This window comes from Pacificoceanicola onchidii (assembly GCF_004804335.1).
GTDB classification, from domain to species: domain Bacteria; phylum Pseudomonadota; class Alphaproteobacteria; order Rhodobacterales; family Rhodobacteraceae; genus Pacificoceanicola; species Pacificoceanicola onchidii.
This window is the reverse complement of the sequence record NZ_SRXY01000004.1, coordinates 379991-396063: the sequence shown is the minus strand read 5'-3', so window position 1 is coordinate 396063 and position 16073 is coordinate 379991. Positions and strand designations below refer to the sequence as shown.

Annotated in this window: 14 protein-coding genes; 8 read left to right on the top strand and 6 right to left on the bottom strand. The window is 60.2% G+C overall.

What is annotated here, in order from left to right:
- Positions 1–52: 52 nt before the first annotated feature.
- Complete coding sequence (locus E4662_RS13200) at positions 53–1237, top strand: glycosyltransferase family 4 protein (protein ID WP_136442045.1); 1185 nt, start codon at positions 53–55, stop codon at positions 1235–1237.
- Here E4662_RS13200 and E4662_RS13195 read toward each other — a convergent pair.
- On the bottom strand, positions 1220–1900 hold the full coding sequence (locus E4662_RS13195) for an HTTM domain-containing protein (RefSeq protein ID WP_136442044.1): 681 nt from the start codon (positions 1898–1900) through the stop codon (positions 1220–1222). The two genes, E4662_RS13200 and E4662_RS13195, sit on opposite strands and share 18 nt — an antisense overlap.
- Positions 1890–2315: a hypothetical protein gene (locus tag E4662_RS13190; RefSeq protein ID WP_136442043.1), complete on the bottom strand. Its 426-nt coding sequence runs from the start codon at positions 2313–2315 to the stop codon at positions 1890–1892. Before E4662_RS13190 ends, E4662_RS13195 begins: the two co-directional genes overlap by 11 nt.
- Positions 2316–2592: 277 nt before the next feature.
- Between E4662_RS13190 and xsc the strand changes: the two genes are divergently transcribed.
- A complete protein-coding gene (gene xsc, locus E4662_RS13185) occupies positions 2593–4368 on the top strand; it encodes a sulfoacetaldehyde acetyltransferase (protein WP_136442042.1) in 1776 nt (591 codons plus the stop codon).
- Positions 4369–4397: 29 nt separating this feature from the next.
- On the top strand, positions 4398–5549 hold the full coding sequence (locus E4662_RS13180) for an acetate/propionate family kinase (protein WP_136442122.1): 1152 nt from the start codon (positions 4398–4400) through the stop codon (positions 5547–5549).
- A gap of 4 nt (positions 5550–5553) precedes the next feature.
- Here the strand turns inward: E4662_RS13180 and E4662_RS13175 are convergent, their stop codons facing one another.
- Positions 5554–6411, bottom strand: coding sequence for a phosphate acyltransferase (locus tag E4662_RS13175; protein WP_136442041.1), 858 nt, complete (start codon positions 6409–6411; stop codon positions 5554–5556).
- 47 nt (positions 6412–6458) lie between these two features.
- On the opposite strand from E4662_RS13175, the gene E4662_RS13170 reads away from it, so the two are divergent.
- Together E4662_RS13170 and E4662_RS13165 are read left to right on the top strand one after the other, a co-directional pair.
- Positions 6459–7592: a citrate/2-methylcitrate synthase gene (locus E4662_RS13170; protein ID WP_136442040.1), complete on the top strand. Its 1134-nt coding sequence runs from the start codon at positions 6459–6461 to the stop codon at positions 7590–7592.
- Between the two features lie 8 nt (positions 7593–7600).
- Positions 7601–8587 carry a YeiH family protein gene (locus E4662_RS13165; protein WP_136442039.1) on the top strand — a complete coding sequence of 329 codons (987 nt, stop codon included), beginning with the start codon at positions 7601–7603 and terminating at the stop codon, positions 8585–8587.
- A gap of 46 nt (positions 8588–8633) precedes the next feature.
- Here the strand turns inward: E4662_RS13165 and E4662_RS13160 are convergent, their stop codons facing one another.
- Positions 8634–9296, bottom strand: coding sequence for a VPLPA-CTERM sorting domain-containing protein (locus E4662_RS13160; protein WP_136442038.1), 663 nt, complete (start codon positions 9294–9296; stop codon positions 8634–8636).
- Positions 9297–9409: 113 nt separating this feature from the next.
- A complete protein-coding gene (locus E4662_RS13155) occupies positions 9410–9943 on the bottom strand; it encodes a thioesterase family protein (RefSeq protein WP_136442037.1) in 534 nt (177 codons plus the stop codon).
- Positions 9944–10079: 136 nt separating this feature from the next.
- On the opposite strand from E4662_RS13155, the gene E4662_RS13150 reads away from it, so the two are divergent.
- The 3 genes from E4662_RS13150 (at position 10080) to yaaA (ending at position 13378) form a co-directional block, all read left to right on the top strand.
- The gene (locus tag E4662_RS13150) at positions 10080–10373 is read left to right on the top strand and encodes a YggT family protein (RefSeq protein ID WP_136442036.1); all 294 of its coding nucleotides are present in this window, start codon (positions 10080–10082) and stop codon (positions 10371–10373) included.
- A 94-nt stretch (positions 10374–10467) separates the two neighbouring features.
- Positions 10468–12525: a DNA helicase RecQ gene (gene recQ, locus E4662_RS13145; protein ID WP_136442035.1), complete on the top strand. Its 2058-nt coding sequence runs from the start codon at positions 10468–10470 to the stop codon at positions 12523–12525.
- A gap of 67 nt (positions 12526–12592) precedes the next feature.
- Positions 12593–13378 carry a peroxide stress protein YaaA gene (gene yaaA / locus E4662_RS13140; protein ID WP_136442034.1) on the top strand — a complete coding sequence of 262 codons (786 nt, stop codon included), beginning with the start codon at positions 12593–12595 and terminating at the stop codon, positions 13376–13378.
- A 3-nt stretch (positions 13379–13381) separates the two neighbouring features.
- Here the strand turns inward: yaaA and E4662_RS13135 are convergent, their stop codons facing one another.
- A complete protein-coding gene (locus E4662_RS13135) occupies positions 13382–15919 on the bottom strand; it encodes a hybrid sensor histidine kinase/response regulator (RefSeq protein WP_136442033.1) in 2538 nt (845 codons plus the stop codon).
- Positions 15920–16073: the final 154 nt, after the last annotated feature.

The following is a 16073-nucleotide window of genomic DNA, read 5'->3' as shown; positions in this document are numbered from 1 at the left end:
TTTGCCTCAATTGACCCCCAGTTAATCGTCGAAACGACTCGCGGGGGCGCGTATGGCGAAAGGCAGGCTGCGGATTGCATATCTTTGCGATATGTCTCCGCTGGATCGAAATCTCTATTCCGGGGGCAACGCGCGCATCCATGACGCGCTCTGCCGTCATGCCGGAGATGTGACGATCCTGCCGCAAAGCTGGTACGGCGCCGAACCTGTCAGACGGTTGATCGCCGCCTTGCCCGAAGCGCTGAATCTCAGGCTCCGCTGGCGCGTGCAGTTGCTTCTGTCGCGCATGGTGGCGCGGGGTGTAGAGCGCGTCTTGCGGGAGGGCGAATTCGACGTTTTGTTTGGCGCGTACTCTTTCCAGTCCATGGCTGGGGTTCGCGTGCCGGATGGAATGGTCTCCGCCTACACATCCGATGCCACCCAAACCGTTTATCGCACGTCCGAGATCGGGCAAGCGCATGACAGGCTTTTCCGGTTTGGTCATCTTCTTGATGGATGGGTCGAGCGGCGGGAACGGGAGATGTTGCAGCAGATGGACCTTCTGCTCTGGCCGTCGGACTGGCTGCAAAAGGCGGCTGAGGCGCGCTACGACCTAAGCCCTGAGACCGCCCATCTTGTACCCTGGGGCGCCAATCTGGACGCGTGGCCTGATCCGGTTTCGAGATCCATTGACCTTGATGCGCCAGTCAGGCTTCTGCTCATTGGTCGGAACTGGTTTGCCAAAGGCGGCCCAATTGCGTTTGATTGCATGAAGGCATTGCGCGAGCAGGGGTTTGATGCGCGCCTGACCGTGATCGGCTGCGTGCCGCCGGAGTTCCATGTCAACGAATGGGTGACGGTGCATCCGCAACTGAACAAGGCGGTGCCCGCTGATCTTGCGGACTTCAACGCCGAACTGGCCAAGGCGCATTTCCTCGTCCAGCCGTCTTTCGAGAGCTATGGCTTTGCTTACTGTGAAGCCTCTGCCTTTGGACTGCCTTCGCTGTGTTTGCGGGTTGGGGGCGTTCCTGTGCGGGACGGGATCAACGGGCATGCTTTGCCGCTGGGGTCCGGCGCGGATGACTTCGCAGCGCTTGTGCGTGGGTACATCGAAAATCCGGGCAGCTACGCGGCCCTTTCCAGCGCTGCCCGGGCGGAGTTCGAAGCGCATCTGAACTGGGATGCCTGGGGGCGGCGTGTGGCGGGCCTGTTGCACGAGGCGGTTGACCGCAAACGGGTCTCACCCGATCAGGCGTGATTGCAGCCAGAGCAGCGACGGGTAAGCGCTGAGCCAGATCCAGAAAAACCTGTTCAGTCCGAAGAAACAGGCGTTGGAAAAATGGAATGCGGCGGTGCACGTCAAGGCAACGAGCAAAGCGACCGGATGGAGTAAGGCCAGCGGGAAGGCCAATTCCAGTACCATGACAGCCCAACCCGCCGCGCACAGCCTGCGGGGACGATCCGCCCATCGTCTCAAGCCTTCGCTGACGGGGTAGGCGGAGAAGCGGAAGACATCCCGGAGCGCCTCACCGCTGCGCCACGCCGGATTTATGATCTTGATCCAGCCAGAGACGAAATAACTGAGCAGGAGTTGCGCGCCGAGGTAGGCGAAAGCCAGTTCGGCGTATTGCCCCGGCGCGATCCGGGCTGCGGTGAGGCTAGAGAGGATGAGCAAAGTCATCTTGTCACTGCCGCCGTTATAGGGGCCTTGGAAGCGATAGAGCAGCAGCATACTGGTCCCCAGAAGCAGGGCGAGGCTGGCTGGTGATCCGATCCCGACAAGCAACCACAGGCAAAGCCCCGCGCGGACGAGGAAAATCCCCCTGTTGTGGCGTTCCGTTGCGTAGTGCTCGATGCTTTGTTGCAAAACCGCCAGCGTAAGAGCGATTTCCGTCAGCCTCAGGGCCGTTTCAAAGGGCATTGTCGGGCACCGTGATGGTCGGGCTTTCGTACTCGATAAACATGCCGATCCGGTGCTCTTCCCGGGTCAGAAAGATCAGACGAAACGCAAATATGCTGCCGGGTGGGGCCTCGCTCAGCCGTATCAGGCGGTCTTCCAACTCCTGGCGCGCGTGACCGGCCTGATCGGGATCCGAGGCGAGACGTTCCGACAGGCTGACCAGAAAAAGCTGCTCGTTCCAGCGCGGGTTCCAAAGCATGCGCCGCAACATCCGCCCGACGCCGACATGATGCGGCCGATGCCGGCATTCGATCCAGTCACTGTCATTTATCCGGTACTCAACCCGCGGGCTTGGACCCACGGTCTTGAAAAAGCGCCACGACGGGAACAGCACGGGTAGATACAAGGAAAGGAGGCGCAGAATGACGGAAACCATGGCGTCTTCTGTGCCAGAGCTTGATTAACGGGCGATTGCCAGTTGCAAGAAAATGCGGCACCCATACTGAATTGTATAGTGATTTCAGGGTGTTGAGTTGCCAAGCATCAGCGGGATTTGTAGCGGCTAAAAGCCCGTTGACCATCTGGTGTGTTTGGTTTGGCTGTTTTGGACTCAGGGCGCGCGCCAAACTGGCCCTATCAGCTCCCCCCCGCAGCTCTTAGATTAAGCGGCAAATGGCCCAGGTGGGGCCGAAATAGACTCAGGGATTTCCGCCATGAAAATGACGACCGAAGAAGCCTTTGTGAAGGTGCTGCAACGCCACGGGATCGAACATGCCTTTGGCATTATCGGCTCCGCTATGATGCCGATCTCTGACCTGTTCCCGAAGGCCGGGATCATGTTCTGGGACTGCGCGCATGAAGGCAGCGCGGGCATGATGTCGGACGGCTACACCCGCGCCACCGGCAAGATGTCGATGATGATCGCGCAGAACGGTCCCGGCATTACGAACTTCGTGACGGCGGTGAAAACGGCCTATTGGAACCACACCCCGCTGCTGCTGGTCACACCGCAGGCGGCGAACAAGACCATCGGGCAGGGCGGCTTCCAGGAAGTCGAGCAGATGAAACTGTTCGAAGACATGGTTGCGTATCAGGAAGAAGTGCGTGACCCGACCCGCGTGGCCGAAGTTCTGACCCGGGTCATTTCCAAGGCCAAGCTGGCCTCTGGCCCGGCGCAGCTAAACATCCCGCGCGATATGTGGACTCAAGTGATCGACATCGAGATTCCCGAGCCGATCGAGTTTGAACGCTCCTCGGGTGGTGAAAACTCGGTGGCGGCAGCGGCCAAGCTGCTCTCCGAAGCAAAGAACCCCGTGATCCTGAACGGCGCGGGTGCGGTTCTGTCCCAAGGCGGTATCGCTGCGTCCCAAGCGCTGGCTGAGCGTCTCGATGCACCGGTTTGCGTCGGCTATCAGCACAATGACGCCTTCCCGGGCTCGCACCCGCTTTTCGCAGGCCCGCTCGGCTACAACGGCTCCAAGGCCGGTATGGAACTGATCAAGGAAGCTGATGTTGTACTGGCATTGGGCACCCGACTGAACCCGTTCTCCACTTTGCCGGGGTATGGCATGGAGTACTGGCCAGCAGATGCAAAAATCATTCAGGTCGACCTGAACCCGGACCGTATTGGCCTGACCAAGAAGGTCTCGGTCGGCATCGTGGGTGACGCCGCCAAGGTTGCCAACGGTATCCTGTCGCAGCTTTCGGATGATGCCGGTGATGCGGGCCGTGCAGACCGCAAGGCGCGGATTGCTGAAACCAAATCTCGCTGGGCGCAGCAACTGACTGAAATGACGCATGAGGACGACGATCCGGGCACCAGCTGGAATGAGCGCGCCCGTGCGGACAAGCCGGACTGGATGAGCCCCCGCATGGCATGGCGTGCAATCAGCTCTGCCCTCCCGAAAGAGGCGATCATCTCGTCCGACATCGGCAACAACTGTGCCATTGGCAACGCATACCCGTCCTTTGAGGAAGGCCGCAAATACCTTGCTCCGGGTCTCTTTGGTCCCTGTGGGTATGGTTTGCCATCTATTGTCGGTGCCAAGATCGGCTGCCCGGATGTGCCCGTGGTTGGCTTTGCCGGTGACGGTGCGTTTGGCATCGCGGTGAACGAGCTGACGGCGATTGGCCGCGGTGAATGGCCGGCGGTGACGCAGGTTGTCTTCCGCAACTATCAGTGGGGCGCGGAAAAGCGGAACTCGACGCTTTGGTTTGACGACAACTTCGTGGGCACGGAACTGGATCAGCAGGTCTCCTACGCGGGCATCGCCAAAGCCTGTGGCCTCAAGGGTGTGGTTGCGCGGACGATGGACGAGCTGCGTGATGCGCTGACACAGGCCGTCGAAGACCAGAAAAACGGCACCACCACGCTGATCGAAGCCATGATCAACCAGGAACTGGGCGAGCCGTTCCGTCGCGACGCCATGAAGAAACCGGTCTCGGTTGCCGGTATCGACGCGGCCGACATGGTTCCGCAAGAGGTCTGATCGTGGGGGGCGGCGCAAAGAGAGACAAGCTGATCCTGGTTTTGAACGCCGGGTCATCCTCTATCAAGTTCGCCCTTTTCGACACCAAGGATGAAGCCATGCCCGAGGTGCTCTCGGGCATGGCGGAAGCAATCGGCGGCGCATCGCGCCTGCGCGTCGACGGTGAGGCCAAAGACCTGCCGATGATAGACCACCGCGCCGCGCTGACCGCAATTCTTGCTGCGCTGGACACGCGCGGGATCACGCCCAAGACGCTCCGCGCAGCCGCGCACAGGGTGGTGCACGGCGGGCGGAAACTGACCGCGCCGGTTCGTTTGACGCCCGAGGCACGCGCCGAAATCGCCGCCTGCTCGCCGCTCGCGCCGCTCCATAATCCGCACAATCTTTCGGCCATCGAAACGCTGGCGGAGCTGGCCCCTGACCTGGCGCAGTTTGCCAGTTTCGACACCTCTTTCCATGCCACCAACCCAGATGTCGCCACTCGCTATGCCATCCCCAAGATGATGGAAACAAAAGGCATTCGCCGGTACGGGTTTCACGGACTGAGTTATGCGTCTTTGGTGCGCCGTTTGCCGGAGGTGTCGGGTGAAAAGCTGCCGTCCCGCCTTCTGGCATTTCACTTGGGCAATGGCGCGTCACTCTGTGCAATTCGAAATGGCCAATCCGTCGCCACAACCATGGGGTATTCGCCGCTTGATGGACTGACCATGGGCACACGTTCCGGCGGAATCGATGCCAACGCCGTGCTGCGTTTGGTGGAAGAAAACGGATTGGACCGAACCAAGGCCATCCTGAACCATGAATCCGGCCTGTTGGGCCTGTCGGGCGGCAAATCCGACATGCGCAACCTGATGCTGGATCCAAGCGCGGACAGCGCCTTTGCCGTGGAACACTTCGTCTATTGGACATTGCGCCATGCAGGCAGCCTGATCGCCGCGATGGAAGGCGTGGATGCCATCGCCTTTACCGGCGGGATTGGCGAGAATGCCGTCGGCGTGCGGGCCGGTATCCTGCGCGGTTTGGAATGGCTCGGTGTACGCATGAACCCGGACATGAACCATCGCAACGGCCCCCGCCTGCACGCGGAGAAATCCGAGGTCGCGTTGTGGGTCATTCCGGCAGAGGAAGAGCGGATGATCGCCCGCGATGCCTGTGCCCTGATGGAGCCTGTGGCCGCGTGACCGCTTATGCCCCCATTGCTGCCGAAACTAGGGTTGAGGCGATGATGTCATCGGCGCTTGCGCCACGGCTGAGGTCACAGACAGGGCGACGGAACCCTTGCAGGATCGGGCCGATGGCCTGCGCGCCCGCAAGTTCCTGCGCCAGCTTGTACGCGATATTGCCTGCATCCAGATCCGGGAAGATCAACACGTTGGCGTCCCCGGCATCGGAAAGCCCCTTACGGGCCGCGATGGACGCATTGAGCGCAGCGTCCGCCTGGACCGGTCCGGCAAATCCGCAGATCTCGGCCGCTTCCCGTACGATTTCGACACTGTCCCCCGTGCCGCTGGAACCGGTGGAAAAGGACAAGAGCGCAGGGCGCGCCTCTCCAAGCAGCGCGTTTGCAGATCGCGCCGTTGTTTGTGCAATCGCGGCAAGCTGCGCTGCGTCGGGGGCAACGTTGACCGCGCAATCGCCCCAGAGCATTTCGCGCCCGTCCGGGAAAACCATGAGAAAGAAGCTGGACGCGGTGGAGACGCCGTCTTCCAACCCGATCACGATCGAGGCCGCTTCGATCACCCGGCGGGTCGGCGCTTCGGCCCCGGCCACCATGAGATCCGCTTCGCCTGCGGCGACCATGGCTGCGGCTCGGAACAGAGGTTTTTGCAGCATGCGGCGGGCGATTGCCTCTTTCATTCCGCGTGCTTCAACCAGTGCATCGACGTGCGCCTGTGTCGGATCCGCAAGATCTACCGGTTCGATCAATCCTTTGCCGGTCATGAATTCCACGGCTTCGGCCACACGGGGCTCTTCGCGCTCCGGGAACACGACGCGGGCTTTGCGCTCGCGCGCGCCTTCGAAAATTTTTTCCAAAATCGCCATGTATGCCCCTGTATGCAATGCCCCGATCCTCAAGATAGGAGCCACCAATGTCTGAGAACGTCAAGATCAACCGCGGCCTTAAAGGCATTTACTTTGAACGCTCTGGCGTAAGCCATATCGATGGATCCGCAGGGGAGCTGCTGTATCGTGGCTACACGATCCATGACCTCGCAGAGCATGCGACGTTCGAGGAGGTCTGCTACCTGCTCATCCACGGCGAGCTGCCGAATACCGAACAACTGGCTGCATTTGATGCGGAGATGAAGGCGGCGCGCACGCTACCTCCGGCAATTTTTGACATCATTCGCAGCACCAAGGACGGACACCCGATGGACGTGCTGCGCACATGCGTTTCCGCCTTGGCGGCGCTGGAGGCAGGCAGCGCGGAAAAGGGCGAGGATGGCTTTCTGCGCAACGGCATTCGCCTGACTTCGCAGGTTCCGATGATCATCGCGGCACATGAAGCAATCCGAAATGGGCGCGAACCGGTCGCCGCTGATCCCGAACTGAGCCACGCGGCGAACTGGCTCTGGATGCTGAAAGGCGAGAAGCCGAGCGCCGATGCCGCCCGGCTTGCCGACGTCGATTTCATCCTGCACGCCGAACACGGCGCGAACGCATCCAGCTTTGCCGCCCGCGTCACGGTTGGGACTGAGGCCAATCTGCACGGCGCCATGGTGACGGCGCTCAGCACGCTGGCAGGTCCGGCGCACGGCGGCGCAGCCGAAGACGTGATGAAGATGGTGACGGAGATTGGCACCCCGGAGAACGCGGCGGCCTATGTCAAAGCCAAGCGCAAGAACCGCGAGGCGGTGACCGGGTTTGGCCACCGTGTTTACCGCGCCGAGGACCCGCGTGCGCGGCACATGCGCGATGGCGTGAAGAAGCTGGGCGAGGAGATGGGCGCGCCGGAATGGTACGAAATCCTACAAGCTGTCGTGGACGCGATGAAGCCCTACGCGCGGCATGGTCTTAACGTAAACGTCGACTTCTATTCCGGTGTTATCTATCAGCTGCATGGCATCCCGATGGATCTCTACGTGCCGATTTTTGCGATTGGACGCATGCCCGGATGGCTTGTGCAATGCCTTGAACAACAACGCCAAAACATCCTTATTCGTCCGCTGACGCTCTACAACGGGCCGGACGAGCGTGCGTTTGTAGCCCTAGAAGATCGTTAGAAACATCAATGACCAAAGTGAAGAGCTTGTGGCCGGGCGTCATCGTCGCGGTGCTCGTAGCCGTTTCTGCAAAATTCCTTTCGGAACACTATGCAACCCCCGCGATGCTGTTGGCGCTTTTGTTGGGAATCGCAGTCAGTTTTCTGTCCGAAGATCAAAAAACCGCGCCAGGAATCGCCTTTGCCGCGAGGACGGTTTTGCGCCTTGGCGTGGCTCTTTTAGGCGCGCGGATCAGCCTTGATCTTCTCATGGGGTTGGGCGGCCCCTTGATCACGCTTGTTGTGGCCGGGGTGGTTTTGACCATCGGGTTTGGCCTGTTGGTCGGCCGGTTTTTTGGCAGCCGTTGGCGGTTCTCGCTCCTGACGGCGGGATCCGTGGCCATCTGTGGCGCGTCCGCGGCCATGGCCATTGGCGCCATCCTGCCAAAAGACGAACGCTCCGAAGAGCGGCTCATCTTTACGGTTGTCGGGGTCACGGTGCTGTCGACGGTGGCGATGATCCTGTACCCGATCCTTGTCGGGGCGCTGAACCTTGATACCGCGCAGGCCGGCGTGTTCCTCGGGGGCACAATCCACGATGTGGCACAGGTTGTAGGCGCTGGTTTCTCCGTCTCTCAGGAAACGGGCGAAACGGCGACTTTGGTCAAGCTGATCCGCGTGGCCATGTTGGCTCCGGTGGTTCTTGTGGCCTCGCTGGTGATCCGCTCCATGTCGGTTGGCACGCCCGGTGAAGGGCGGCCGCCTCTGCTGCCGGGCTTTGTGATAGGGTTTCTCGTGCTGGCCGCGCTCAACTCGGCCCATGTGATCCCCGAAGCGCTTGCCGACTGGCTCGGCCAGGCGTCTCGCTGGCTGCTGCTCATTGCCATCGCCGCGGTGGGAATGAAGACCAACCTCAAACAGGTGCTTTCCGTTGGCCCGGCAGCCATCGCCCTGATTGTGGTCGATACGCTGTTCATCGCGGTGTTTATTCTGGGCGGTATTCTCCTGATGCCGTAACGGCAACGGGAGGTCGGGATTACTGACTGCCCACCCCTTGGGTCAGTCAGCGCCGCCGTTTCAGACCAAGACAAGCCAACCCTGCAAGCAAAAGCCCGCCGCTTGCAGGCAAGGGAACCGGCGCGGGGGAGGTCAGGGTGATGTTGTCGAGCCCGATGATTTCCCCACCGCTTACGGCCTCGGTCTGGAAGCGGATTTCGCTGACATTTCCGAGAATGCCCGCCCAGGTTCCTTCCGAAACCCCAAAGGTGCTCGCGTTGAAGCCAATGGTTGCGGTTTGCCAGGATCCGCTGGGCAGGCCGGGAACCATGTCGACCAACGCGCTTTCTCCGCCGCCGGACACGCGCAACGTGCCGAATGTAGAAGAGTGCGCATTCTCCAGACCAAACGTCTGCACGTAGTTCAGAGAAAAGGTTCCGCCGTTGAAGGCGGACAGGTCCCCGATCCAGCCGTCTCCGAAGATCGCGTGATGCCAGTTGGTGTCCGCTTCGCTGTACTCGATATAGGCGTCTCCGGTGCCGCCGGGCCCGCCGTTCGGGATGAGCGCTACCGTTGCTCCTCCGGGTGTGCCACCCGGCTGAGCGGCACCCGGTGTCGTCAAATGGCTCCAACCATTCAGGCCGCCGGAAAAGTCTTCAAGAAGAGTGGAGGCCTGTGCGGCTCCGGAAACGCAGACAAAGGCGGCAGCGAGTTTGGCGAGAAAAGACATGAGACAGACTCCACAAAATTGCTTTGTCTGAACGCTAGCCGCCCAAGTTGGATTCTCCTATAGCGGGATCATCACGATTAATGGACGCCCCGTTCAAACCTGAGTTTCGCTGCTTAATCCTGCATCGGTGGCCAAGGGCGCGCCGCTTCGGCATCAATCCATCCTTTGATCCATTCCGGCAGTTCAGGCGCAGGATCTGTCACCTTCATGGCCGCAATGATGCGATCCGTTGTCACGATACCGTTGCGATCCGTGACAGCAGAACGATAGACCGCATGGCTGGTGCATTCGTCGCCTTTCCACATGGATTGCTCGATATAGACAAACCGCTGGTCCCACCCGACCACCCGGCTCATCGTGCGCACCTTGTCGAGCAACCGAACCCGGCGGCGATAGCGAACAACAGAGCCTGCGATGGTCAACCCCCAGCGTTCCTGTTTCAGAACGTCGATCAACCCCATCCGTTCGGCCATAGGGATGCGCCCAAGGTCATAGATCGTCAGTGTGCGCCCGTTGTTGAGCTCCATCCACATATCCAGATCCCACGGCATGCAGCGATGATAGCTGATGTGCGTGTCCAGCAAGCCCATCTTTGGCGCACGGCGGGCGAGGTACATGTCTTTGAAAAGGCGAATAAAGGGATACATGGAAGCTCCTGAGTCGTTGCGATTGTGGTGACGCTGTGACTTGCCCGCGTCAACCACGACCTCGCGTCCTGTCTTGCCCTTTTTGGGGGGAGTGCTTAGGTCTTGCGCGGTAGTCACCAAATGCAAGAGGCGCATGATGCAATCGCTGTTCCAAATCCTGATGCTCATTCTGGACATCGTCTGGTTCTTCATCATCGCGCATGTGATCATGAGCTGGTTGATCAATTTCCAGGTGCTGAACCTGCGCCAGCCCATCGTTGCCCAGATCTGGGATGGTCTGAACCGCATTCTTGAGCCGGTCTACTCCCGCATTCGCAGCATTCTGCCCGCCATGGGTGGTCTTGATCTGGCACCTTTGGTGGCTTTGGTCGGTGTCTATGCGATCCGGATCATCCTCGCGAACAACGCCGGGTTCTTCTACGGCTACTGACCGGTGCAAAGTCGCGCTGTTGGGGCTTGATTCACCGAATCTTAGTGTGTGATTGTTGGGATCAGAGCAGATCTAGTATAATCCGGCAGGTTCCATGCCCCGCGACACCGCGCCCGCCGAGGCGCTTCTGAAGGACATTTTCGGCTTTGATGGCTTTCGCCCGGGGCAGGGCGAGATCGTCGATGCTGTGGCCGCTGGGCAAAACGTGCTGGCCATCATGCCCACGGGCGGCGGCAAATCCCTATGCTTCCAGCTGCCGGCCTTGATGCGAGGCGGTGTGACCGTTGTGATCTCGCCGCTGATCGCCCTGATGCGTGATCAGGTGCGGGGCCTGCGTGAAGCGGGTGTCGTGGCGGGGGCCTTGACGTCCGGCAACACGCCGGAAGAAACCGATGAGGTTTGGGACAGGCTTCAGGACGGCACTCTGAAGTTGCTCTACCTCGCGCCAGAGCGGCTCGCCAACACCGGAACGCAGCGGATGCTCTCGCAGGCCGGCGTGTCCATGATCGCCGTAGACGAGGCGCATTGCGTCAGCCAATGGGGCCATGACTTTCGCCCGGATTACCTGCGCATTGGCGAGTTGCGGCGGGCGCTCGACGTGCCGCTCGCGGCGTTTACGGCGACAGCCGATGCCGAAACGCAGGAGGAAATCGTCACCCGCCTGTTCGATGGTCACGCCCCCTCGACGTTCCTGCGCGGCTTTGATCGCCCCAACATTCACCTCGCTTTTCAGCCCAAAGATGGCCCGCGTCAGCAGATCCTGCGCTTCGCCGCCGCGCGCAAAGGGCAATCCGGCATCGTCTATTGCGGCACGCGAGCCAAGACGCAGACGCTGGCCCAAGCGCTGAACGAGGCAGGGCACACGGCGTGTTTTTACCACGGCGGTATGGAAGCGCCGGATCGCCGTGCCGTGGAAGAACGCTTTGCTACCGAAGACGGCTTGATCGTGGTGGCGACGGTGGCTTTTGGCATGGGCGTGGATAAGCCGGACATTCGTTGGGTCGCCCATGCGGATTTGCCAAAAAGCATCGAAGCCTACTACCAGGAAATCGGGCGCGCCGGACGGGACGGGGCGCCTGCCGAGACTCTGACTCTCTTTGGCCCGGACGACATTCGCTTGCGACGCGCACAGATCGACGAGGGCAATGCGCCGCCGGAACGTCGTGTCGCGGATCATGGGCGTTTGAATGCGCTTCTGGGGTTGGCGGAAGCGCAGGGCTGCCGCCGTCAGGCGCTCCTGAAGTACTTTGGTGAAGCGGCCGAGCCTTGCGGCAACTGTGATCTGTGTGACAGCCCGCCAGAGCTGTTCGACGGGACGGAAGCCGTGCGAAAGGCGCTTTCGGCCGCGCTCAGGACCGGTGAAAGCTTCGGCGCGGGCCATCTGATCGACATTCTGATGGGGAAGATCACGGACAAAATCTCGCAGAGGGGGCATGACAGCCTGCCGACTTTCGGCGTCGGCAAAGATCTGTCGAAGGGCCAATGGCAGGCCGTCTTCCGCCAGATGATGGGCCATGACCTGATGCGCCCGGACGCGGAACGGCACGGGGCGCTGGTCATGACAGACGCGGCTCTGCCACTTCTGCGTGGTCAGGAGACCATTCAATTACGCAAGGATGCCGTGGTGCGTGGCGCGGAGCGGCGACCTGCGGTCAAGATGCTTGTCAGCGAAGAAGACGCGCCGCTCATGTCGGCGCTCAAGGCCAAAAGGCGCGCCCTGGCCGAGGCCGCGCGTGCGCCGGCCTATGTCATTTTCCCGGACCGAACCCTGATCGAAATGGCCACGCAGCGCCCGCGAACATTGGACGACATGGCCCGCATCAACGGTGTCGGCGCAAAGAAACTGGAGCGTTACGGCGCCGCCTTTTTGGAAGTGATCAATGGTGAGGCCGAGGTCATGCACCCAACGCGTCGCAAGCTGGCCGGGCGCGACGCCGGATCGCTCTATGATGCCTTGATGGAGCGGCAAGCGGCGCTGGTGCGCGGCGAAGACGGGACGCAAAAGCCTTTGTCGTGCTCTGCCGGCCTCCTTGCGAAAGTTGCCGAGCAGAAACCGGATTGTACGCATGCGATGGAACGTATTCTGGGGGACAAGAAGGCGGAACGGTTCGGTGCCGCGTTCCTCGATGTGATCGCCGAGGCCAACGCCTGAGCGCTGTGCTGGACGCAGGGCCGAGGCCCGCCTATATCGAAATGGTCAAGAGACGAAAGGGAGCGCCATGCTGGTTGTCATTTCCCCGGCCAAGCGGCTGGACTGGACGGAACGCAAAGCCGAGATGACAACGCCTGATTTCCTGAGTGATGCCGGGCGGCTCGCCAAGACAGCGCGCAACCTGACTCTCAAGGATCTCAAGGCGTTGATGGGGTTGTCGGACGATCTGGCAAAGCTCAACCGCGACCGGTTCAAGGCCTACACCGAAGAGCCTGGTCCCGAAGATCTTCGCCCGGCGGCACTGGCCTTCGCGGGCGACACCTATCAGGGGCTGGAGGCGTCTACGCTGGATCCCGAGGAAATGGACTGGGCGCAGGATCACCTGCGGATCCTGTCGGGCCTTTATGGATTGCTCCGTCCTTTGGATGCCATTCAGGCCTACCGCCTCGAAATGGGCTCCCGTCTCAAGACGCGTCGCGGCGGTAATCTTTACGACTACTGGCGGACAGATCTGGCCAAAGCGTTGAACACGCAGGGCGCCACGCTTGGGACAGATGTTTTGGTCAACTGTGCCAGCCAGGAGTATTTCGGCGCGGTGCCGCCCAAGGCGCTGAAACTTCGGGTGATCACGCCGCAGTTCATGGAGGACAAGAACGGCACGCCGAAAATCGTAAGTTTCTTTGCCAAGCGGGCGCGTGGTGCCATGGCACGCTATATTGTCCAGAACCGACTGACCAATCCTGCCAGCCTTTTGGATTTCGACAGCGGCGGCTATGCCTACCGTGCGGATCTTTCTGAGCCGGACAAGCCTGTGTTTTTCCGCACGGCGGAGGCTGCCCTAGCCGCAGCGTGATTTCTATGACGCCAGCGCCTGGCTGACCACGTTGCGGAAAATCCGGATTTTCTCGCCCAGTTCGGCTTTGCGCAGCGGTTTGGTCAGGTAGTCATCAAGGCCCGCTTCAAGAATGGTTTCCTTGTCTCCTGCCATTGCGTGAGCGGTTACAGCGACAATCGGCACGCGCAGCCCGCCATCTTCGATCGCCCGGATTTCGCGTGTCGCCTGTTTGCCGTCCATGAGTGGCATGGAAATGTCCATGAAAATCAAATCCGGGCGTTGTTTTTGGTATTCCTCAACAGCCTCAAGCCCATTGTTGGCGAACCGCAAGGATACGTTGAACGCAGACGCCATCTTGCGGAATACAAGCTGGTTTGTCTTGTTGTCTTCTGCGACCAGAACGTCGATGGGTGGACCGCTGTCTTCTGTTTCCTGCTGGCCACCCGCCTTTCTCGGGCTCACCTGCTCGATCTTGGGTTTCTTTCGTTCTGCCGGGCCGACGGTTTCCAAAGCTGTCAAAAGTTGGCGTCGTGTTGTCGGTTTTTGCAGGACCGCATGAATGCCGTTCTGGTTCTCCGCTGAAATCTGGACCGCGTAATTCGCCAGCAGAACAACGGGAATCGTTTGTCCTTCTGTCTGGATTTGAGTGGCCAGTTCATGGCCCATCATGTCCGGCAAGTCCTCTTCGCAAATCAGCAGGTCAGGCGGATTCGTGAGCTTGTCGATGGCATCGGACCCGGTTGTGCAGAACTCGGCCTGAAGCCCCAGAATTTCCAGCTGACGAGACAGGATGGAACGATGCGCGCTATGGTCGTCCACCACAAGCACGCGTTTCAGATGGCCGGGCAAAGCCGTCCGCTCGAACCCGCCGGGTTCATCGGTGTCCAGCATGATCCGCATGCCGAAGCAACTGCCCTTGCCCAATTCGGATTCGACCCAGACATCACCATCCATCATCTGGATCAGTCGTTTGGTGATCGCAAGGCCAAGACCTGTCCCTTCGAACTTCCGGTTTTGCTCGTCTTCGACCTGATTGAACTCGCCGAATACGTGGTCGATCTTGTCTTCCGGAATGCCGATCCCCGTGTCTTCGATAGTTATGTGAATGGCTGATGGCCCGTTGTCCGCGATCATGCCGACCACTCGGATCAGAACATGCCCTTCCACCGTGAATTTCACCGCATTCCCAAGGATATTCGTCAGAATCTGACGTATCCGCCCCGGATCGCCGACAAACCGCGTGGGCAGGAACATGTCGAAATCCACAAGCAGTTGCAGATCCTTGTCCCGGGCAGTGGGCTGCAGGAGCATGACAACTTCGTGGATCGCGCGTTCCAGATCGAAAGGTTCCGGGTGCAGTTCGAGCTTGTCCGCTTCGATCTTGGAGTAGTCCAGAATGTCATTGATGATGACCAGCAGGGCCTCTCCCGAAGAACGGATGGTATCGAGATAGAGCCGCTGGTCTTCGCTCAGATCCGTTTCGGACATGAGATCCGCCATGCCGACCACGCCATTCATCGGCGTGCGGATTTCGTGGCTCATGTTGGCAAGGAAAGCGGATTTCGCGCGGTTGGCGGCTTCGGCGCGTGTTGTGGCTTCCTTCAGCCTTTGCTGATCCTTCTTGATCTGGGTGATGTCGACACGCAGCCCGACACGACCGCCGCCGCGTGTTTCTCTCTCATAGACACGGAGCCAGCGCCCATCGTTGAGCTGTTGTTCAAGCTCCCTGTTGGCGAACCGGTGGGCGTTGAGCCGCTCGTCGAGCCACTCTTCCTCCCGGCCTACGGCCGCGGCGTATTGCCCGCGTTCCAGCCCATAGCGCAGGATGTCCTCAAATGCGGTGCCGGGAACAATAGCCGGGGCGCTGGCGCTGTAGATGGAGCGGTACGGCTCATTGCACATGACAAGCCTGTCTTCGTCATCATACAGAACGAACCCGTCAGGCAATTCCTCGATGGCGGACCACATCCGCATCAGCTCGGTCAGATCAACACAAAGCGAGACAACCCCGCCGTCCGGCGTGCGCCGATCCTGGATTTTGATGAAGCGGCCATTCCATAGGCGGATAGTTTCCGGAGGTATGGGGCTGGTTGCCCAGCGTTCATACATGCGCGCTTGCCACTCTTCACTGCTTTCGCCTTGAAGATCGACCAACCCTTCCTCCGCCATGAGCTGCAACACCTCGGCGTAAGTGGAGCCAACATCAATGCATTCGAGACCTTCGAATATGGCCATGTAGGCCGGATTTGCGATTTCCAATCGGTTCTTTGCATTGAACATGGCGAACCCGTCCCGGACGGTTTTCAGGGCCTTCCAAAGCTGGTCTTCGACAAGTTCGATTTTCTGGGTCGCTTCGCCGAGCTGGGTAATGACCCGCCTGTTTTCGTCCCGGACTTCCGCGACTTCCGCACGTGTTTCGTTGATCTCATGGCTGAGTTGTAGGGCATGGGCGCCGAGCTTCTTGTTGGCTGCACGCAGTTCGGCCTGCTTGAGTTCAAGCAGGCGTTCCGCCGCAAGGCGGGCGCGTCGTTCTTCGGCCAGGCGCGTGGCCATGTTCATTTTATGCCCTCCAAAACCCAGGACACTTTTCGCCAAGAGGGGTGAACATCCGCTTAAAGCTCTGCAGCCGGATCGGGCCTCTGGCGCGAACAAACGGCCCTTTTCGGTCATTTTGGCGGTTTTGGGTATGGTTTTCCGGAGGGTCCGAATCCTT